Raw genomic sequence first — 20,598 nt, 5'->3', positions numbered from 1 at the left:
GCCATGCCTGAAGCTACCTACCCGGTCGCAAAAAAGCCCGGACCCTCACCGGGCCCGGGCTTTTATCACCACCACCGGACGATCAGGTAGCAGCGTGTGGCTGTGCCTCCCTCGACCTGCGGCGAAGCTGACCATAGGCAAGCAACCCCAGCAGAAGCAGCGCGGGAATAAACATCAGCTCCTTCGGAGGCCGCTTGTTCTCCACCTGTACCGCATCGATCGTCCAGCCGAACTGAATGCCGGCCTTTTCCGCCGGGCTGTCAAAGCCGACAAAGTCCACATTCATGATGCCGCCCTCTCCGGGGCTCAGCTCCAGCCCGGCATCCATGACCCGCTGCTGCGCGGAATCGCCACCTGGAATGGTCAGCTTCATGAACTTGGTAACATCGGCGCCGTCCAGGGACATCCCCGACGCCTTCAGCACCAGGTCCTTATCCGCCGGGAGCGTCTCGACATACTCATAGATCTCCGTCGCAGGCCGGTTCTCATGGGGGGGATACACCATGTCCCACCAGAATCCGGGGCGGAACATGGTGAAGGTGATCAGCAGCAGCAGCACGGTCTCCCACATCCGGGTTTTGGTAAACCAATAACCCTGGGTGGCAGCGGAGAACACCAGCATCGCCGTCACCGCGCTGAACACCGTAATCAGCAGGTCAAACCAGCCGGTCAGCCCGATCAGCAACAACTGGGTGTTGAAGATGAACATGAACGGCAGGATCGCGGTGCGGATATCGTAGGTGAAGCCCTGGATACCCGTTCGTATCGGGTCCGCTCCCGAAATCGCCGCCGCCGCATAGGCGGCGAGACCCACGGGCGGCGTGTCATCCGCGAGGATCCCGAAATAGAACACAAAAAGATGGACCGCGATCAGCGGCACCAGCAGGCCATTCTGGGCACCGAGGGTGACAATAACCGGCGCCATCAGCGTCGACACCACGATGTAGTTGGCGGTGGTTGGCAGCCCCATGCCGAGGATCAGACTGATGATTGCGGTAAAGATCAGCATCAACAGCAGGTTGCCGCCGGAAATGAACTCGACAAACTCGGTCATCACCAGGCCGATACCGGTCAGGGTAACGGTGCCCACCACTATGCCCGCAGTGGCCGTGGCGACACCAATTCCCACCATGTTGCGAGCCCCCGTAGCCAGTGAGTGCGCGAGATCGGCACAACCAGCCCGGAACTCCTCGAGTACCCGACCATGTTTGCGGAAGTACGACTGCAGCGGACGCTGGGTGACGACAATAAAAATCATGAACAGGGTGGCCCAGAAGGCCGACAACTGGGGTGAGAACCGCTCCACCGTCAGGCACCACACCAGCACCACCACAGGCACCAAGTAGTACAGGCCGGTTTTGACCGTGGGGCCGACCTCGGGCAACTCGGTGAGATCCTTGTCCGGATCGTCCTCTTCCAGCGCCGGGAAGCGCGCGGAATAGGCGACCAGGGCGATATAGACCAGCAACAGCAGCGGTCCGAGTACCCAGATTGCCGCCTCGCCAAGCCAGGTCTTCATCCAGCCAATCCCGTAATAGACAGCCAGGGTGAGCACACTCAAACCAATAAGTAACACCACCCAGGTCAGCATACGCTGCGCGAGCGTCGGTTTGTTAAGACGCTCAATGCCCTGCATATTCAGCTTGCAGGCTTCGAGGTGGACAATGTAGATCAGGGCCACGTAAGAGATCAGGGCCGGCAGGATGGCGTGCTTGATCACCTCAAGGTAGGAAATCCCCACATACTCCACCATCAGGAAAGCCGCGGCCCCCATAATCGGCGGGGTCAGCTGACCGTTGGTGGATGCGGCCACCTCCACTGCACCGGCTTTGGTCGCCGGGAAACCCACCCGTTTCATCAGCGGAATGGTGAAGGTACCGGTGGTAACCACGTTGGCAATGGAGGACCCGGAAATCACGCCACTGAGGCCACTGGAGACAACCGCCGCCTTGGCAGGCCCGCCTCGCATGTGGCCCAGCATGGCAAAGGCGACCTTGATGAAATAGTTACCGGCGCCTGCCCGCTCCAGCAGCGCACCGAACAGCACGAACAGAAACACAAAGCTGGTGGACACGCCCAGTGCCACACCAAACACACCTTCGGTACCCAGCCACTGGTGAGATGCCAGTTTGTTGAGACTGACCCCCTTGTGGGAAATCACATCCGGCATGTAGGGCCCGAACACGGAATAGATGATGAACACGGCCGCCACGATGGCCAGCGGCAGGCCGAGCGCCCTGCGGGTCGCCTCCAGCAGCAGTACCAGGCCACCAAGGGCAACAATCAGGTCCTGGGTAATCGGGGCGCCCGGACGGGTGGATAACTGGTCATAGAACACAAAGAGGTAGGACGACGCAAACGCCGCCGCCAGCGCCAACACCCAGTCATAGACCGGAACCTTGTTGGCATGCCGTCCCTTGATCATCGGGAACGCAGAAAATGCCAGGAAGGTGGCGAAAGCAAGATGGATCGACCGTGCCTCGGTCGAATTGAAAATACCGATTTCCAGAATATAGGGCAGCGGAGAGGCTATCCAGAGCTGGAAGAGTGACCACACCAGGGGAATGATAAAGAGGATAACCGCAGCGGGACCTGTCAGCGCCCTGCCCCCGGTTTCAGTCTGAAGCACCGCTTCAATCTGCCCTTTATCCACAGAGTCCCCGGTTCGGGGGTCGCTGTTTGCCATAGCTACATCCTGTCAAAGGAGCACATAGTGAAGGGAACACCGGCGAGGCGAGGCCCCGCCGGCGGACGGGAGGGAAGCCGCGATCAGTCGATCAGGCCAGCTTCCTTGTAGTACTTGGCGGCACCTGCGTGCAACGGCGCACTCAGGGCATCCTTCACCATTTCTTCCTTCTTCAGGTTACCGAAGGCCGGATGCAGGCGCTTGAAGCTGTCGAAGTTCTCGAATACAGCCTTGGTAACTTCATAGACGACGTCTTCCGGAACATCCGAAGAGGTCACGAAAGTCGCTGCCACACCGAAGGTCGCGACGTCGTTGTCGTTACCCCGGTACATGCCACCCGGGATGATGGCCTTACGGTAGTACGGATGGTCAGCAATCAGCTTCTTGGTGGCATCGTTATCGACGTTGACGATCACGCTGTCACAGGACGTGGTGGCTTCCTTGATCGCACCGGAGGGGTGGCCCACGGTGTAGAAGAAGGCATCGATGTTGCCGTCACACAGCGCCTGGGACTGCTCGGCAGCTTTCAGCTCTGCCGCGAGGGAGAACTTGTCCAGCCCCCAGCCCATTTCCTGCATGAGCACTTCTGCGGTGGCGCGCTGGCCGGAGCCGGGATTACCCACCGAAACCCGCTTGCCGGCAAGGTCTTCAAAGTTCTTGATACCGGACGCCTTGCTGGCCACGACGGTAAACGGTTCCGGGTGCATGGAGAAAACCGCACGCAGCTTCTCGTTCTTACCGTCCTTCTCGAAATCACTGGAGCCGTTGTAGGCATGGAACTGCCAGTCAGACTGGGCGACGGCCAGGTCAAGCTCGCCCTGGCGAATCGCATTCAGGTTGTAGACAGAGCCACCGGTACTTTCCACCGAACAACGAATCCCATGCTCTTTGCGATCCATGTTCACCAATCGGCAAATCGCACCGCCGGCCGGGTAATAGACACCGGTAACGCCACCGGTACCGATGGTCACGAACCGCTGCTCCTGGGCTGTCACAGACAGAGAGGAAACACCAAGTCCAACCGCAGCGGTCAGCGCCAATGCAGAAAATTTGTTTCGAAATGCCATGAGCTTTTCCTTTTTTTTGGTCGTTGTCTTCAAATGCCCGCAGATCTGTACGGACAAATTTCTGCTACCTAGAAGAACATAGACCAGTTTTGGGCCGAAATAAAGTTTGCGTTAGGAGTCTAACCATTTGAGGATAAAACAAAAAAGCCCGGAAACCGGGCTTTTTTGAGGGTTGGCGAAGGGCTTATTTGCTCGCCCGCGCCTTGGCCAGCATACGATCCGGGCGCAACAGGAAGCGCGCCAGTGCCGGCAGCAGCCAGATGGCTCCCACCATGTTCCAGAGGAACATGAAGAACAACAGGAAGCCCATGTCAGCCTGGAACTTGATGGGAGAGAAGATCCAGGTCACCACGCCGAGGCCCAGTGTCACGCCGGTAAAGATAACCGCCTTACCGGTGGAACGCAGGGTTTCGAAGTAAGCCTCCTGCAGCGTCTTGCCTTCCAGCAGGTATTTCTCCAGCTTGCTGTAAATGTAGATGCCGTAGTCCACCCCGATTCCGACACCGAGGGCAATCACCGGCAGGGTTGCAACCTTGATACCGATGCCGGACACCGCCATGATCGCCTCACACAGCACGGAGGTCAGGCCCAGCGGCACCACAATACAGATAACCGCACGGATTGAGCGGAAGGTCAGAAAACACAGCAAGCTCACCACACCGTAAACGAAGATCAGCATCATGTCCTTGGCGCTGGAGATGACCTCGTTAGTGGCCGCTTCCACCCCGGCATTACCGGCGGCCAGCAGGAACGTGTGCTCTTCGCTGCTGTTGTCGGCCGCAAAGGCCTCCACCGCACTCACGGCAGTCTCCAGGGTTTCCGCCTTGTGGTCCTCAAGGAAGACCAGAACCGGAGTCAGGCTGCAGTTGGTATTGATCAGACCGGCCGGCGCCTCACGAATCGACGCATTGATGATGGTCTGGTTGCGGCTGATCTCGAACCACTTCCAGTTACCCTCGTTGAGCGCCTTGGTGACGATCTTGGAGACGTCCGCCAGCGAGACCGAGGATTGCACACCCGGGGTGTTCTGCAACTCCCACTGCAGCTTGTCCATCGCCCGCAGGACGTTGTACTGGGTACACATTTCCGGCGGCGTCTTCACCATCACCACGAGCACATCGGCACTGGTGGAGTAGTTATCAATGATGTAGGCGTTGTCCTTGTTGTAACGGGAGTCCGCCCGCAGTTCCGGCGCACCCTGGTCCAGGTCACCCACCTTGAGGTCCTGCTTGAAATACAGGCCAGCGCCCAGACCGATCACGGCAATCAGCAGGGAAACCGGTGCCACCGCCGGATGGGCGAAATTGGACAACAGGCGCCACTTGCGATCCTGCTTTTCGCCGCGATTCTGGACGTGACGTACGCCACCGGCGGTAATGCCGATGTAGGACATGATCAGCGGATGCAGGACCAGGTTGGTGATAATGACAATCGCCACCCCAAGGCCCGCGGCAACCGCCAGGTCCTTGATCACATCAATCTCGATGAACAGCAGGGTCAGGAAGCCGAAGGCATCAGAAATCAACGCCAGCATGCCCGGAATGTAGAGCGCACGGAACGCCAGGCGGGCTGCTGTAATCGGATCAAAGCCTTTGGAGGCTTCCATCGCCATCGCGTTGACCACCTGCACCCCATGGCTGATACCAATGGCAAATACCAGGAACGGCACCAGCACCGAGTAAGGGTCAAGACCGTAGCCCAGCAGGCGCAGGGCCCCCAGCTGCCAGAATACCGCGATGATGGAGGAAAACACCGGTACCAGGGTGCCGGCGATGCAGCGGCTGTACCAGAACAGCAGCAGCGTAGTCAGCAGGATGGTAATACCGGCAAAGTACGCAATGGAGCCGATACCTTCGATCAGGTCGCCCACTTTCTTGGCGAACCCGACGATGTGGATATCAATGTTCGGATTCTGGCCTTCGTACTTGTCGCGGATTTTTTCTTCCAGCTGACGGGAGAAGTCGGCGTAATCCAGCGGTTCACCGGTTTCCGGATTTTTCTCGTAAAGCGGTGCGTAAACGATGGTCGAGCGGAAATTATCCGAAATCAGCCGCCCTACCTCATTGGAGCGCAGCACGTTCTGACGCAGTGCTTCCAGGCTCTCGCGGGAACCGTCATAGCCGTCAGGGATCACGGTACCGCCCTGGAAGCCCTGTTCAGTCACTTCGACCCAGCGCACGTTCGAAGTCCACAGTGACTTCAGTCCGGAGCGGTCGACCCCGTTCAGGTAGAACACCTCATCGGTGATTTCCTTGAGGGTTTCCATGTACTCCTGGGTAAAGATATCGCCTTCCCTGGACTCCACCGCGATTCGCACAAAGTTACCGAGGTTTTCCAGGTCGTCCCGGTGCTCCAGCATGTTGATGATGTACGGATGCTCCAGCGGTATCATCCGCTCGAAACTGGCATCCGGCTGAATCTTGACGGCGTTGTAGCCGAGAAACAGCGTAAGGATGAGAAACGCAACCAGGATAACCACCCGGTTGTTGAAGATGAGCCGCTCCAGGAAAGGCTCGGCCTTCGGTGTCGTCAGGTAATGTTCGCCCTTGTCGTGCTTCGGGTTCGACATTCAATTGCCCCTCTAGTCTTCGTTCTTGTCGTGCCGCATCAGGGCGTTATTGTGGATTACGGCCACGGGCATCGGTGAGCTTGACGCCCCCCTCACCCAGCAGCAGCAGCCGGTTCCCGGAGATCGGCACCGCATCCATGATGCCTTCGCGGTCGCTCCGCACATGCTCGCTGAAGGTCTGCCCGGCGTCGGTACTCATCAGCACCACACCACCGTTACCGACCAGGGAAATACGCCCGTCACTGGCAACGGCCGAACCGTTCAGAGTGGCGCCATTATCATTGGCAACGGTCACCCAGCTGCGCCCGATATCGGTGGAGCGCAGGACGTTGCCACGCAGACCAAAGGCCAGCACCTCGTTGACCTGGCCGGTGCCGGTCACTCCGAATAGCGAACCGGTGTAGGGGCTGTCCCGCAGCTCCCAGGTCTCGCCGCCGTCAACGGAGCTGTGGATCTGACCGGCCTCACCGACAACAACCAGGGCATCACCGGTGATGCGGGCAATGCCGTTGAGGTGATAACCGCTGGGGTTGTCCAGGTTGGGCGCCCAGTCCTGCCAACTTGCACCGCCGTCCAGGGTGCGCAGGAACATACCGTAGGCACCAACCGCGAAACCGTGTTCAGCGTCTTCGAACCAGACATCCAGCAACGGGTTGACCGGTCCGATCTTGAGATCGGCCTTCATGTTCTCGACCGAGAAAATCAGGTCATCCAGTGCCCATTCCAGGTCTTCTTTCTGATCTTCCGGGGCCTCCTCGATCTGAACTTCCATCTCCCCGATCCGGGTTTCCTTGCTCTCGATGGCCAGCTCTGCCGCCTGAATTCCCGTCAGCTGCAACTCCCAGCTGGCGCCGGCATCACTGCTGTGAAGAATGACGCCACTGTGACCGACCGCCCAGCCGTCACGGTCGGTGCTGAAATCCACTGCCGTGAGGGTCACCGCAACCGGAACGCTAGCCTGCTTCCAGGTCTGACCCTCATCGTCGGAATAGATGATATGCCCGCGCTCGCCCACGGCCACCACGCGCTCGCCGGCGCGATCAGCATCGTTAAGCAGGCTTTGCGGTGCCAGGTCAGTTTTTCTGGCGGGAGTTTCAATGATATCTGCGAGCGCAAAAGCCGCCGGAGCCGACAGTGCCATGGAAAAACCAAGACAGGCTGCCCCCAGGGTTTCGCGCATCTTCCATGTAGCCATTCAGATTGCCTATTGTGTTGTAGTGATCGATTTCAGGAGATTCCGCGTCCACACCAGGCCACAAGGAGCCGGCAACCTTGCGGTCGCAGGCTCCTTGCCTGGCTGGATTACCGATGATCAGGACTGCTGACCCGCCAGTGCTTAACGAACACTTCTGCGGCGCAGAGAAGCCGGAGAGAAGTAACGCTTGCTGGGCACCTCATCGGAGAAGGAACGGGTACCCGGTTCCTCGGTATCCAGCCCAAGCACATGGTAACGGCGCGCCTGAAGGTCATGATAAACATCCAGTACAGTCCACACTCCGGGGAGCTCGTAATAGTTCTTCGGCAGCCCCATGCTGACCCGCCAGAGTTCGCCACGACCGTCATACTGATCCACCAGAACGGTGTTCCAGCTGTCGGCATCGACATAGAACACACGCTTGCCGTAGATGTGGCGTTCACCTTTCTTCAGCTTCGCCTCGACCACGTGTACCCGGTGCAGCTCCCAGCGGGTCAGGTCAGGGTTGAGATGGGAGACCCCCAGGATCTCGGAATATTTCGTGCCCTTCTCCCCGATACGGTAGTTGTTGTAGGGGATGTACATTTCCTGCAGGCCTTTATAGTTCCAGTTATACCGGTCCATGGCACCGTTGAAGATATCGGTGTCATCGGCGGTACGCAGGTTGTCTGCGGCGGCAATCGGAGAGTCGTAACCGAGGTTCGGAGCCCGGCGTACCCGGCGCTGGCCGGCGTTGTAGCCCCAGCCGTTACGCGGGTTGATGATCTGGTTCAGGGTTTCGTGAATCAGGATCGCACCACCGGCCAGGCGGGGTGGAGACTGGGTGAACGACAGATAGTAAAAGATCACGTTATCGAGATCTTTTTCCTTGCCTTCCGGATTGTAGAAATTGAAGAAGGCTTCCTGCTGGGACGTCACCAGGGAATAGTCACCGTTGGCCTGTACCGCAACCTCACTGGACCGGCGGGTCACGTTCACTCCGCGCCAGCGCGTGAGGTGATTCCACATGACCTGCCAGGCTTTCTGTTCATCATTGCCGTGCAGGATCGGGAACGGGTAGCCGCCGTAGGCGCCGTCCAGACCTTCAGCCTCGCCGACGATTTCGGCATTGACGGCATTCTTGCGGGTATTCTCTGCTACCCAGTCCGGCACTGCATGGGTACGACGGGAAAGGTACACCGGAATCCGGAAGGAAGCCGGATAGGTTTCCAGCAGTGCCCGGACGCCATCGCTGAGGTTTTTGTCGTACTGGCTGGCATTGCCGGAGGTGATGGTGAACAACGCCTTGTCATCGGGGAACGGATTGATATGGTGCTGACCGGTGCCCTTGTATCCCGCCGGAGCCTTGGTGAGGCCCCCGGTCCAGGGTGGAATGGTTCCTGCCGCGTTACCGGCCTTGACCGACCCGAAAGGGGTCAGGTCCTGGCCCAGTCGTGCTGCTTCACTGGCCGGGACGGCGGCAAATGATGGAGCAGCAGATACCGAGAGCGCCAGCAGGCCACCCAGAAGCAAACTCTTGTTTTTTTTCATTGTCTTATTCCCGGAGTGTCTGAAAGCCTTTGGTGTGGCTTTTATTATGGTGTCATGGAATACCCTACAGTCTGAAGATTAGCGGATCGACGGCCAACGTGCATCGACCGAAAGTGCGATTTTGTCCCCGCCGGCTCAGCCGGCGAGGCTCTTGTGAACTACTTCATACACATCCTTGGACAGGCCTTCCCGATCCCGGATGGTTTCCAGGGCGGCTTTCATCTGCTCGCCATGGACACTGGCGAACTTGCGCCAGCGGGTCAGTGGCGTCACCAGCCGGGCAGCGATCTGCGGATTGCTGGCATCCAGATGACGGACCTGTTCGGCAAGGAACCGGTAGCCGGAACCGTCTTCGGCATGGAAAGCCGCCAGGTTCTGGCCGGCAAATACCCCGATGACCGAGCGAACCTTGTTGGGGTTCTTCCAATCGAAGGCGGCATGTTCCATCAACGCCCGCACCTGCTCCAGGCTACCCCGGGTACTGCCGGACTGTACCGAGAACCAGAGTTCCACTACCTGGGGATCGTCCTGCCAGCGCTGATAGAAGGCATCCAGCACCTGCTCGCGGTCTTCGTGATAGTCAGAGTTCACCAGCGCACGCAAGGCACCCAGCCGGTCGGTCATGTTGTCCGCTTCACGGAACTGGCGCAGCGCCAGTACGCGGCCTTCGGCATCGCCGATTTCCAGCAACCAGCCGAGGGCGGTGTTGCGCAGGGTTCTGCGGGCGATATCGTCGGACGTCAGGCGATATTCCGCACCGCCATTGTTGCGGTGATAGCAGGCCAGCAGTTCCTCACGCAGGGCTGCCGCCAGGTGGTTCATTACCCGGGTGCGGGCACGGTAAATCTGCTGGACCCGCGGCGCCGCAGCCAGCTCGATCAGGTAGGCCTCGGAGGGCAACTGCAGCATCTTGGCGACCAGCGCCTGGTCAAGGCCTTCATCCGTCAGCAAATGACGGTAGGCAGAGACCAGCCTCGGTTCAATCTCCGCATCCTCACCGGCATCCACCAGCGATTCGATCACATCCACGGCCAGCCGCTGGCCGGCATCCCAGCGGTTGAAGCCATCCGGATCGTGGCTCATCAGAAACAGCAGCTGTTCCCTGGTCCAGGGATAGTCCACTCGCACCGGAGCGGAGAAATCCCGCAGCAACGACGGTACCGGGCGCGCGGCAACACCCTCGAACTCAAAACTGTGACTGGCCTCGGTCAGCTCCAGCACCCGTTGCTCCGCTGGCGGGGCATCGTCTCCGACCAGCTTGAGCGCCAACGGCTGGCCATCGGCACCCAGCAGGCCAAGTGCAAAGGGAATGTGCTGGGGCTGCTTGCCGGTCTGGCCCGGGGTGTCCGGGACAGTCTGATGGATATCGAGACGATACACCTGGCGTGCTTCATCGTACTCATCACGCACCGTCACCACCGGCGTACCGGCCTGCTCATACCAGCGACGGAAGCGGGTCAGGTCGCGACCCGAAGCGTCTTCCATCGCCTTTACGAAATCATCGGTGGTGACGGCCTGGCCATCGTGGCGCTCAAAATACAGATCACTGCCCTTGCGGAACAGGTCCGGGCCCAGCAGGGTGTGGATCATCCGCACCACTTCAGCACCCTTCTCATAGATGGTCAGGGTGTAGAAGTTGGAAATTTCCATGTAGGACGACGGCCGCACCGGATGCGCCATGGGCCCTCCGTCTTCCGCGAACTGAGCGGTGCGCAACAAGGTCACATCCTCAATGCGCTTCACAGTAGTGGAGCCCATGTCCGCCGAGAACCGGGAATCCCGGAATACCGTGAAACCTTCTTTCAGGCTCAACTGGAACCAGTCGCGGCAGGTCACCCGGTTGCCGGACCAGTTGTGGAAGTATTCGTGAGCCACGATTGCCTCGATGCGCTGGAACGTGGCGTCGGTCGCGGTGTCCTGGCTGGCCAGCACGCAGGACGAATTGAAAATGTTGAGACCCTTGTTCTCCATCGCCCCCATATTGAAGTCGTCCACCGCAACGATCATGAAAATATCCAGGTCGTACTCGCGGCCGTAGATGTCTTCGTCCCAGCGCATGGAACGCTTGAGGGAATCCATGGCGTGGTCACACTTGTCTGCATTGCGCGGCTCGACGTACATCCGCAGGTCGATCTCACGTCCCGTGCAGGTGCGGAAGCTGTCCCGTTTCTCGACCAGATCACCAGCCACCAGGGCAAACAGGTAACAGGGTTTCGGGAACGGGTCCTCCCAGGTCACGAAATGACGGCCACCTTCCAGGTCGCCACGCTCAACGTCGTTACCGTTGGATAACAGTACCGGGTAGCCTGCCCTGTCCGCCTCGATCCGGGTGCGGAAGCGCGCCATCACATCCGGGCGATCCGGGAAGAACGTGATGCAGCGGAAGCCCTCCGCCTCGCACTGGGTGCAGAACATACCGGAAGACTTGTAGAGCCCCTCCAGGCGGGTGTTGTTCTGGGGCTCAATCCAGGTCACCACAGTCAGACCGAACTGCTCCGGGACTTCGGGGATGACCAGACGGTCACCCTGATTCTCGTACTGCCCGGGCTCCAGGTCCCGGCCATCCAGCTGCAGGCCTTCGAGTACCAGGCTGTCACCATCCAGTTCGAGGCGCCCGCTGGTATCCTCGGATTCCGGATTACGCCGCACGGCCAGGGTACTGTGAACCCTGGCCCCCTCCTCAAACAGCTCAAAGCGCAGATCCACATGGTCCACCAGGTAGGCCGGGACACGGTACTCGCTGAGATAAACAGTCTGCGGCTGATTGGTACGCATTAAACCTCTCCAGAAAACGGGATGATCGGGCTGTGCTGCCGGGCCGGTCAGGCTCTGGCGAAGACCTGCAGGCGAACCTGGTAGGCCGTGAACTTGCGGATGTTGATAACGCCGGTGTCGAGGATCAGGTACTGTCCCTTGACGCCCTGCAAGACCCCCTCCACCGACGGTTCCTTGTCCAGATTATGGGTTTTGATCTTGGCGGGCCAGACCTCGACGGGATAACTGAGACTCAGTGCCTCTTCCCTCACTTCACGCAAAGCGTCGGCACCGTGCTCCGCCCGCAGGTCCGCCAGCTCACCGGCGATCAGTCCGAGCAACCGGCTGCGCTCCGCGGGCAGGTCCAGCTCTGGAACGTCGCCTTTCAGCATTGCCCGCCAATTGGTGCGGTCCGCCACGTGTTGCTTGCAGGCAACTTCAACCAGTCCGGCCAGTTGCCGGGTGGCCACCCGCAACATCGGGATCGCCTCAACGGCACCTTGGTCAATCCAGCGGGTCGGCACCTGGGATGCCCGGGTAATGCCCACCTTCAGGCCCGAGGAATTGGCGAGATAGACCACATGCTCCGTCATGCAGTGGGTTTCGCCCCACTCGGGCTCACGGCAGGTGCCCAGATGGTAATGGCATTTTTCCGGGCTCATGATGCAGCTGTCACAGGCTGCCAGTTTGCGAAAGCAGGGAAAACAGTAACCCTGATTGAAACTTTTTTTGGTGGTGCGATCGCAATGGATACAACGGATCACACCGTCGTAATCCAGCCGCAGCGGATGACCGATCAGGTCATTCAGGGGGATCCGGGTATCACCTACCTTCAGGGTATAGTCCACCGGCTCTGCCGCGGATGCCGGCATCTTGCAGAGCCGGCCGGATACGTCAATTACAGCAGTCAAAAGTCACCTCAACCCCAGGTCTGGACAACAGGACCGTCACTGCCCTTGTCCTCGTCGGATCCACAGGACTTGCGCCGTCCGATATAGCCCACCCGCTCTTCCTCAGGAATCTGGTGCAGGTTTTCGTAGTAGATGACGGCTTCCATGCAGATTGCCCGCTGTTCCTCGGTCACCTGGCGGCCATCCGGCCATTTGCCCAGGGCAACGGCCTGGCGCAGGCTCTGGTACACCGCGGGGTCCAGACGCTGGATCAGTTCTTCGTAGGTCATTACGTTCTCCCGGAATAAACCGTCAAAATAAAATAGTTCAGACGGAGGTTGACACACTCAAATGATAATGATTATCATTGCCTCACCAAATGAAAACGGTCGTTTGCATTTGGTCTCTCTCATCAGGAGCTATACGCTCATTTATGCCCCGCCGCCCGGCGGGGTCTTTTTTTTGCGGGCAGTAATGCCCCAAGCAGCAATCCCGCCAGGAAGCCGCCCAGGTGCGCCTCGTTGGCCATCCGGCCGAGTCCCAGCCATTCGGTCAGCGGCGTAAAGCCGATCACCATCCAGACCACCGCAAACGTCACCAGCGCCGGAGGAAACTGGAACCGTGGCAGGCGACGCTGGCTGAGCCAGCAGTATCCCAGAATCCCGTACACCACACCGGACAAACCGCCAAACAGCGGGCCGGAAACCAGGTATTGCAGGCCGTTAGACAGCAGGCTGGTGACCAGGAACAGGGTCACCAGGCGGGCGCGGCCGTCAAACCACTCGACCTGACTGCCCAGAAACCACAGCATCACCCCGTTGAAGATGATATGGGTCCAGCTGAAGTGCAGGAAATCCGGCGTAATCAGCCGCCACAGCTGACCGGCGGCCAGGGTCTGCTCCAGGGCATCCAGGCGCTCTGCAAAGGTCTGCCAGCCAAACACCTGGGGGTCAACGAACATCAGCGCCGCCGCCAGCGGACTTCGACCGAGCGCGGTCAGCCAGGCCAGCACCACCGCCACCAGCAGAATGCCCAGCACCAACGGGGCATGGCGAGGTGCCGGTTGCCAGCGGCCACTGACGTAGACCGGGGACTCGTTAACCTCGTCCACAGCCTGCTGGACTTGCGGGTCGTTCAGATATTGCTCTAATGCCGCCAGAACCGCATCCGTATATTCCGGACTATCCAGCCACAGGACCTGAAACCCGCTTTCTTCGGTAATCCGGTGCCCAACCCCCTGGTCACGCAGCCAGTGACTGAAGCCCGCCAGGTTGATGGTGGTATCGATCTGCTTGACCCGGTACACAGATTACCTCGCGACGCTGTCTTCGGTATTCGGGCCGCCAGCCTGCTCGGGGCGGTCAACGTCTACCCAGACAAATTTGTCGCGGGATAGTTCGCGCTCGTCGTCCATCCGATAGGCTACCAGCTTGCCGTATTTCACCGCACTGTAGTCGATACAGGCCACATTGGGGGTGATCGGTGCCGGCTTACCTTCCATCCAGTAATGTCCGACAAAAACCGGCGGCTCGCTCAGCGGATAGCTGATCAGCTGGGCCCGCTCATGAGGCTCAAGTGGCCTGCGGGCAACTTCCGCCGGCAGCGGATCGGGCTGGAACACCACATCGGCATAGGTCCGTGGCTCGTCTGCCCAGAACTTGGTGCGGAAAAACTGCCGGACATAGCCGTCACGACCGGTGATGGCCATGCCCTCGGGCAGTCGCAGATCGGTACCCCGCAGCAGCGTATCCATCACCTGCCCGGCGAACGACTCGAGGGCCGCAGATGCGTGCAGGAAGTCCTCGTCAATGCAGGCGCCGCCCTGGGACTGTTTGAACTTGCTGATCAGATCTCCGTCCCAGCAGGCATGTACCACCCGGAAGTTCGCTTCCTCGATGAACAGCGGCACTGTATAGAACCACTCCAGGAAATCATTCCACTCATGGGGATAATGCTCGAACTGCTCGAGGGTCTCGCGGATCAGCCGGTCGTGACGGGCATTATGTTCCCTCAGCCACTTCTTGCCGCTGCCGGGGCGGGCGCGCGTGCAGTAACCCAGGGCATTGTATTCGTGGTTGCCCATGACCATCCGGGCAGAGCCATGCTCCACCATGTCCCGCACCAGGTGCAGGGCCTCGCGGATACGGGGACCACGATCGATGATATCCCCGATAAAAATGGCCTGCCGTCGACGGTGCTGGTAAACCCCGTTGATCTTGCGATACCCCATTTGCTCAAGCAGATGGGCCAGGGTATTGGCGCACCCGTGAATGTCGCCGATGATGTCGAAACCGCGGCTTGCGGCTCTGGTTGTTCCTGACATGCTCAACTCGCTGCTATTTCACTGGCCCAGCCCAGCTTGTCCCGGCATGTGGCGTAAAAATTATGGTCAGTCGGATGGATCAGACGGATTTTGAATGGCTTTTTGGTGATCCGGATAATGTCACCCGGGGCACAAGCCACGTTCATCTGTCCGTCAAAACTGATCTGCGGATAGGTTTCGTTGGTGTCCCCGATCACCAGTTTGATTTCGCTCTTGCCGTCCACCACGATGGGGCGACTGCTCAGGGTATGGGGAAACATCGGGACCAGCACCACCGCGTCCAGCTTGGGATGCATGATCGGCCCCCCTGCCGACAGCGAGTAGGCGGTTGAGCCGGTGGGTGTGGCCACAATCAGGCCATCGGAACGCTGGCTGTAGACAAAGTGACCGTCAATAAACAGGTCGAAGCCGATCATCCGGGTGGATTTGCCAGGGTGCAGCACGACATCGTTGAGCGCAGTACCGAAAGCCAGCGGCTGTCCGTCACGCTCCACGTTGCCGTCCAGCAGAAAGCGGGTCTCCTCGATGTACTCACCTTCCAGCACCTTGCTCAGCCGCTCCTCCAGATCCGCCGGAGAAATATCGGTCAGGAAGCCGAGCCGCCCACGGTTGACGCCCAGCAACGGTGTTTTGGACTTGGCCAGCTCACGGGCCGCCCCCAGCAGGCTGCCGTCACCGCCGACCACAATCACCAGGTCGCATATCTCGCCCAGCAGTTTCTTGCTGGCAACCTGCAGGCCATGGCCCGGCAGCATGGTGGCGGTTTCTTCCTCGATGATGACGTGATAATTGTTATCGATGAGATAGCGCTTGAGCTGGCGAAGGGATTCCACCACCTTCACACTGCCCATTCGGCCGATCACGCCAATGTTCCTGAACTGGTCCATGAAAATTCCTGTGGTAACTGGGTCCGGGGTAACTGGGTCCGGGGTAACTGGGCCCGGGGTAAAAGGGAGTGGTGCGCCCAACCCCGCTCCATAATGTATTCTTGCGACTCACAAGGTGGCATCTTAACGAATTACGGTGGCTTTCTGAAAACGAACCCGCCCATTTCACCCATCAATAACCACAGCTTAACCCAGGCAGCGGAGAAATACCCACACCATGGCAGCCGTCAAACCCCGCCACTGGCGCACTCCCGCGGTCAGGCACCTGGCCTGGCTGTGCCGAGCCCGCAACCTGGTGTCGCGGGGGCCGGTCTTTGCGCCCGCCGAGGTGTTGCCGCGCGACACACCGGCGCGGCTGGCCCTGCTCGACCGCTCACCGGCTCCACTGCTGAACCAGCTGGCCAGCGTGAAAAGCCGCAGGCTTGGCCACTACTTTGAGGCGCTGTACCGCTTCCTGCTGACCGATCTGCTGCACTGGCCGGTGCTAATGCACAATACGGCGGTGCGTTCTGCCGACGGCCGTACCCTGGGAGAGCTGGATTTTGTGGTGCGAAACATGGCCAGCGGCGAGGTGGAGCACCACGAGATCGCCGTCAAGTATTACCTGGGCCTTGCCCTGTCCTCACCTGATGACGGCCCGCACAGCCGTTGGTATGGCCCGAACGCGCGGGACCGGCTGGACCTGAAGTTCCATCGCATGTTCGACCATCAGTGCCGTATGACCGAGCGCCCGGAAACCCTGACCATGCTCCGCGCTGCCGGTATCCACGAGACCGTAGCGCCACGACTGTTCATGCCAGGCAACCTGTTCTATCCGGTAGCACCGCGCACGCAACCGGACCTGCCCGAGTGGGTCAGCAAGGATCACGAACGGGGACAGTGGCTCTATTTCAGTGAGCTGCCGGCGGCCACGCCGGCAAGCTGGACAGCGCTCACCAAACCGGACTGGCTGGGGCCCTTTCAGTCCCGGGAGATACCTGACCACGGAGTAACCCGCGAGATCCTCACGGCAGCTGAGCGCAATCACCGGCCGGTGCTGCTGGCCAGAATGGAACGGGGTTACGATGGGTACTATCGGGAGGTTAACCGCCATTTTGTCGTACCCGACAGCTGGCCGGGACCCAGCGTAAACTGAGCCCGGCTGCCCGCAGCATGACAACCGGGAAGGTCAGGAGGTTACGGCAACACTCTGGTGCGCCTCACACCGGTCATCCTGCCCGGGCCGGAACTCGGCAGGCTGGCTGACCCGCATAACGGGCTCATTGCATTCACCGCCATCATCCCCGGCATGGCGGCACACCGGATTCTCATAATGCTCCAGCCACTCCCGATAAGCCGGTTCATTCAGGCCACACTTTTCCGCAGCATAGCTCACCGGATTACCGAAATAGCGCTCGATATCGTCAAACGGCAGTGTCAGGTGACCGACACCCGGGTGATAAGCCACCAGGAAGACGGATTGCTCCTGCAACTGGCGCATTAACGAGTCTTCGGCTGGCTCACGGCTGCGCAGATCGTGATTTTCCTGCTCCAGCAAGGCGATCCGGTCGCCGCGCATTTCCAGCTCACGCTCCTTGCGTTCCAGCTGCTCCTGCAGCAACACCAGCTCGGCGCTGCTGGTTTGCTGATCCCGTCCGGACGTTTCTTCATTACCGGCCATCTGCTCCTGGATGGCAAGGTACTGCTCGTTACGCTCGGAGAGACGCTCCTTGAGTTGCTCGTTAGTCAGTCTCTGGCGCTCGTATTTCTGCTCCAGATCAGACATTTCGCTGCGCAGGGCCTGCATTTCCACGCGATGCTCGCGCTGGATATCGGCCAGGGCATCACGATGGACACTCTGCAGGGTTTTAATGCGAAGCCGCTGTTCCCGGATCATCTGGGCGAGACGGGCGCGCTCGCCGGAGCTATCCGGTTCGACAGGGGCTGGCGCGGGTACGGCCAGCACTGGAATGGCTTCCTCGACTGCCGGCGCTGGCTCGATTTTGCGGAACTTGAGCTTGTTGGCCTGAACAGCTTTGCGAATGGACTGGAAGTGGTTGCTGCCCGGTGTCATGTCCGGGTCCCACAACTCCTCGGCATAGCGTGGCTCCGGACACTGGCTGCGGCACACCAGGCGAATCGGGCCACCGCCAAGATCCGGGCCTTTGGCCCCCTCGGTGGCAAACCGCTCCACCGGGATATTCCAGTGGCTGTCTGCCCGACCCTCGTCATCGAAATAGATTCTGAAGAACACCAGGGACTGAACCAGCAGATCACCGCTCAGGGCAACGTAAACTGCCCGCACATCGGTTTCAGCCAGGTCCGACAACCCCACGTAACCATCCAGGAAAGCGCCAAACTCGCTGGCCGTCATCTGACGGGCAACTTTAACGCCCTCCATAAAGAATACCGCCTGGTACCCGTCATTTGCCTGGTCGGCAGGTCCCATTGTTCACTCCCGCTCTCTTGCTTCGCCGGGCCTCTGCCACGGTCGCCGAGATCGCTCCGGATCATCGGATTATTTATCGGGGTTCCGGCCGGGTGCAGCCGGAACCTCGTTCTCATTGTAGTCACAGGAGATTTAACGGGTAGAGAAAATCTGAAACGTTTTGTGATCAGATCTCCGCCGCCAACCGGCTGCCCTGGTCGATGGCGCGTTTGGCATCCAGCTCAGCGGCTACATCAGCACCGCCAATCAGGTGAACCGCCCTGCCCGCCTGCTCGAGTTCTGCCTGCATGGCCCGCAGTGGCTCCTGGCCGGCGCAAACAATCACGGTATCCACCGCCAGTACCCGATCCTCGCCGGCCGTGGCGCCTTTCGGAGTAACCGTGATGTGCAGGCCCTGGTCGTCAATCTTACGATAGCTGACGCCGGGAATCATCTGCACCTTGCGATTCTTCAGTGATGTCCGGTGAATCCAGCCCGTGGTTTTGCCCAGGCCATTACCGACTTTGGAGGCCTTGCGCTGCAACAGGTAAACCTCCCGCGCCGGCGCAGGGACTTCCGCCTCCACGCCCTGGATGCCACCACGGTGGGCAACGGTCAGGTCCACACCCCACTCCCGCATGAATTCATGGGCATCGAGGGCAGCAGAAGTACCCTGGTGGACAATGAATTCGGACACGTCAAAACCGATGCCGCCGGCACCAATGACCGCCACTCGCTGGCCGACAGGTTTGCGCCCAAGCAGTGCGTCCAGGTAGCCGATCACTTTCGGATGGTCAATGCCTTCAATCTCCGGAGTCCGAGGCACAACGCCTGTTGCCAGCACAACATCGTCAAAGCCACCGGCGAGCAGGTCGCTCGCATTTACCCGGGTATTGAGTCTCACCTCCACCCCGTGCTTGTCGAGCATGACACGGAAATAGCGCAGGGTTTCGTAGAACTCCTCCTTGCCGGGAATCCGCTTAGCGACGTTGAACTGACCGCCCACCTCGCTGCCATCGTCAAACAGGGTGACCCGGTGACCCCGCTCGGCAGCAACCGTTGCGAACGCCAGACCGGCAGGGCCGGCGCCCACGACCGCGATGGATTTGGGCGTTGCAGTCTTCACGTAGGCAAGCTCGGTTTCGTGGCAGGCCCGGGGATTGACCAGGCAGGACGTCAGCTTGCCGCTGAAGGTGTGATCCAGGCAGGCCTGGTTGCAACCGATACAGGTATTGATTTCATCGGCGCGATCTTCCTCTGCCTTGAGTACCAGCTCGGCATCGGCGAGGAAGGGACGGGCCATGGAGACCATATCCGCATCGCCGTCTGCAAGGATCTTTTCTGCCACCTCCGGCATGTTGATGCGATTGGTCGTCACCAGCGGGATACTGACCTCGCCCTTCAACCGCGCAGTGACTTTGGAGAAGGCAGCTCGTGGTACCGAAGTGGCAATGGTTGGCACCCGGGCTTCGTGCCAGCCGATTCCGGTGTTGATGATGGTGGCACCGGCTTTCTCGATTTCTTTCGCTAACCGGACAATCTCTTCCCAGGTACTACCATCCTCGATCAGGTCCAGCATGGACAACCGGTAAATCAGAATGAAGTTTGCCCCGACCCGCTCACGAACACGGCGGACAATCTCGATTGGCAGACGGATGCGGTTCTCGTAACTGCCACCCCAGCGATCGGTGCGATGGTTGGTATGGGCTACGATGAACTGGTTGATGAAGTAGCCTTCCGAGCCCATGATTTCGACACCGTCATAGCCGGCACGCTGCGCCAGGGCAGCACAGGCTGCATAATCCTCGATCTGCTTCTCGATGCCGGCTTCATCCAGCTCCCGGGGGGTAAACGGGTTGATGGGAGCCTGGATGGCCGAGGGCGCAACCAGTTGCGGCGAATAGGCATAGCGCCCGGCATGGAGAATCTGCATGCAGATCTTGCCATCCGCCTCATGCACGGCGCGGGTGATCACCTTGTGCCGATCCGACTCTTCTTCGGTGGTCATCTTGGCGGCGTGCTGAAAAACCCCGCCTTCCACATTGGGCGCGATACCTCCCGTCACGATGAGCCCGGCCCCGCCGCGGGCACGCTCGCCGTAGAATGCCGCCAGCCGCTCGAATCCGTTCTTCGCCTCTTCCAGCCCGGTGTGCATGGACCCCATCAGGGTACGGTTGCGCAGCCGGGTGAAGCCGAGGTCCAGTGGTTCCAGGAGATTGGGATAGCGGGCTACGCCCGGTTTCGGTGCCACAGTCGTCATAAGGTCTCCTCGCATGATCGGTCCGGGGCC

General features: G+C 59.8%; 14 protein-coding genes. 1 reads left to right on the top strand and 13 read right to left on the bottom strand.

Annotation, left to right across the window (positions count from 1 at the left end):
• Positions 1-82: 82 nt before the first annotated feature.
• The 11 genes from CLH61_RS00270 to CLH61_RS00220 form a co-directional block, all read right to left on the bottom strand.
• A complete protein-coding gene (locus tag CLH61_RS00270; RefSeq protein ID WP_099612716.1) occupies positions 83-2,686 on the bottom strand; it encodes a TRAP transporter permease in 2,604 nt (867 codons plus the stop codon).
• A gap of 83 nt (positions 2,687-2,769) precedes the next feature.
• The gene (locus CLH61_RS00265) at positions 2,770-3,753 is read right to left on the bottom strand and encodes a TAXI family TRAP transporter solute-binding subunit (RefSeq protein WP_099612715.1); all 984 of its coding nucleotides are present in this window, start codon (positions 3,751-3,753) and stop codon (positions 2,770-2,772) included.
• 184 nt (positions 3,754-3,937) lie between these two features.
• Positions 3,938-6,322: an efflux RND transporter permease subunit gene (locus CLH61_RS00260; RefSeq protein ID WP_099612714.1), complete on the bottom strand. Its 2,385-nt coding sequence runs from the start codon at positions 6,320-6,322 to the stop codon at positions 3,938-3,940.
• A 46-nt stretch (positions 6,323-6,368) separates the two neighbouring features.
• A complete protein-coding gene (locus tag CLH61_RS00255; protein WP_228152483.1) occupies positions 6,369-7,517 on the bottom strand; it encodes a WD40/YVTN/BNR-like repeat-containing protein in 1,149 nt (382 codons plus the stop codon).
• A 141-nt stretch (positions 7,518-7,658) separates the two neighbouring features.
• Positions 7,659-9,047: a DUF1329 domain-containing protein gene (locus tag CLH61_RS00250; RefSeq protein WP_099612712.1), complete on the bottom strand. Its 1,389-nt coding sequence runs from the start codon at positions 9,045-9,047 to the stop codon at positions 7,659-7,661.
• A 135-nt stretch (positions 9,048-9,182) separates the two neighbouring features.
• The gene (gene pepN, locus CLH61_RS00245; RefSeq protein WP_099612711.1) at positions 9,183-11,822 is read right to left on the bottom strand and encodes an aminopeptidase N; all 2,640 of its coding nucleotides are present in this window, start codon (positions 11,820-11,822) and stop codon (positions 9,183-9,185) included.
• Between the two features lie 47 nt (positions 11,823-11,869).
• Positions 11,870-12,712 carry a DUF2797 domain-containing protein gene (locus tag CLH61_RS00240; protein WP_099612710.1) on the bottom strand — a complete coding sequence of 281 codons (843 nt, stop codon included), beginning with the start codon at positions 12,710-12,712 and terminating at the stop codon, positions 11,870-11,872.
• 8 nt (positions 12,713-12,720) lie between these two features.
• Entirely contained in the window at positions 12,721-12,981 is a 261-nt protein-coding gene (locus CLH61_RS00235; protein ID WP_099612709.1) for a YeaC family protein, read from the bottom strand.
• 137 nt (positions 12,982-13,118) lie between these two features.
• Complete coding sequence (locus CLH61_RS00230; protein ID WP_099612708.1) at positions 13,119-13,997, bottom strand: rhomboid family intramembrane serine protease; 879 nt, start codon at positions 13,995-13,997, stop codon at positions 13,119-13,121.
• A 3-nt stretch (positions 13,998-14,000) separates the two neighbouring features.
• Complete coding sequence (locus CLH61_RS00225; RefSeq protein WP_099612707.1) at positions 14,001-15,014, bottom strand: metallophosphoesterase; 1,014 nt, start codon at positions 15,012-15,014, stop codon at positions 14,001-14,003.
• Between the two features lie 2 nt (positions 15,015-15,016).
• Entirely contained in the window at positions 15,017-15,901 is an 885-nt protein-coding gene (locus CLH61_RS00220; RefSeq protein ID WP_099612706.1) for an NAD(+) kinase, read from the bottom strand.
• A 217-nt stretch (positions 15,902-16,118) separates the two neighbouring features.
• On the opposite strand from CLH61_RS00220, the gene CLH61_RS00215 reads away from it, so the two are divergent.
• Complete coding sequence (locus CLH61_RS00215) at positions 16,119-17,036, top strand: DUF1853 family protein (protein WP_099612705.1); 918 nt, start codon at positions 16,119-16,121, stop codon at positions 17,034-17,036.
• Positions 17,037-17,069: 33 nt separating this feature from the next.
• Here the strand turns inward: CLH61_RS00215 and CLH61_RS00210 are convergent, their stop codons facing one another.
• Together CLH61_RS00210 and CLH61_RS00205 are read right to left on the bottom strand one after the other, a co-directional pair.
• Positions 17,070-18,329: a DNA repair protein gene (locus CLH61_RS00210; RefSeq protein WP_099612704.1), complete on the bottom strand. Its 1,260-nt coding sequence runs from the start codon at positions 18,327-18,329 to the stop codon at positions 17,070-17,072.
• A gap of 166 nt (positions 18,330-18,495) precedes the next feature.
• Complete coding sequence (locus tag CLH61_RS00205) at positions 18,496-20,568, bottom strand: NADPH-dependent 2,4-dienoyl-CoA reductase (protein WP_099612703.1); 2,073 nt, start codon at positions 20,566-20,568, stop codon at positions 18,496-18,498.
• Between the last annotated feature and the right edge of the window lie 30 nt (positions 20,569-20,598).

It is taken from the genome of Marinobacter profundi, from assembly GCF_002744715.1.
Classification (GTDB): Bacteria; Pseudomonadota; Gammaproteobacteria; order Pseudomonadales; family Oleiphilaceae; genus Marinobacter; species Marinobacter profundi.
Note: the sequence above shows the minus strand (reverse complement) of the source record. Positions and strands in the feature narration are given on the sequence as shown.

What these genes read in the sequence shown, in the direction of transcription:
- CLH61_RS00255 (WP_228152483.1), bottom strand. Translation starts at nt 7,517, where the DNA reads ATGGCTACATGGAAGATGCGCGAAACCCTGGGGGCAGCCTGTCTTGGT.
- pepN (WP_099612711.1), bottom strand. Translation starts at nt 11,822, where the DNA reads ATGCGTACCAATCAGCCGCAGACTGTTTATCTCAGCGAGTACCGTGTC.
- CLH61_RS00225 (WP_099612707.1), bottom strand. Translation starts at nt 15,014, where the DNA reads ATGTCAGGAACAACCAGAGCCGCAAGCCGCGGTTTCGACATCATCGGC.
- CLH61_RS00265 (WP_099612715.1), bottom strand. Translation starts at nt 3,753, where the DNA reads ATGGCATTTCGAAACAAATTTTCTGCATTGGCGCTGACCGCTGCGGTT.
- CLH61_RS00215 (WP_099612705.1), top strand. Translation starts at nt 16,119, where the DNA reads ATGGCAGCCGTCAAACCCCGCCACTGGCGCACTCCCGCGGTCAGGCAC.
- CLH61_RS00210 (WP_099612704.1), bottom strand. Translation starts at nt 18,329, where the DNA reads ATGGGACCTGCCGACCAGGCAAATGACGGGTACCAGGCGGTATTCTTT.
- CLH61_RS00235 (WP_099612709.1), bottom strand. Translation starts at nt 12,981, where the DNA reads ATGACCTACGAAGAACTGATCCAGCGTCTGGACCCCGCGGTGTACCAG.
- CLH61_RS00260 (WP_099612714.1), bottom strand. Translation starts at nt 6,322, where the DNA reads ATGTCGAACCCGAAGCACGACAAGGGCGAACATTACCTGACGACACCG.
- CLH61_RS00250 (WP_099612712.1), bottom strand. Translation starts at nt 9,047, where the DNA reads ATGAAAAAAAACAAGAGTTTGCTTCTGGGTGGCCTGCTGGCGCTCTCG.
- CLH61_RS00220 (WP_099612706.1), bottom strand. Translation starts at nt 15,901, where the DNA reads ATGGACCAGTTCAGGAACATTGGCGTGATCGGCCGAATGGGCAGTGTG.
- CLH61_RS00270 (WP_099612716.1), bottom strand. Translation starts at nt 2,686, where the DNA reads ATGGCAAACAGCGACCCCCGAACCGGGGACTCTGTGGATAAAGGGCAG.
- CLH61_RS00205 (WP_099612703.1), bottom strand. Translation starts at nt 20,568, where the DNA reads ATGACGACTGTGGCACCGAAACCGGGCGTAGCCCGCTATCCCAATCTC.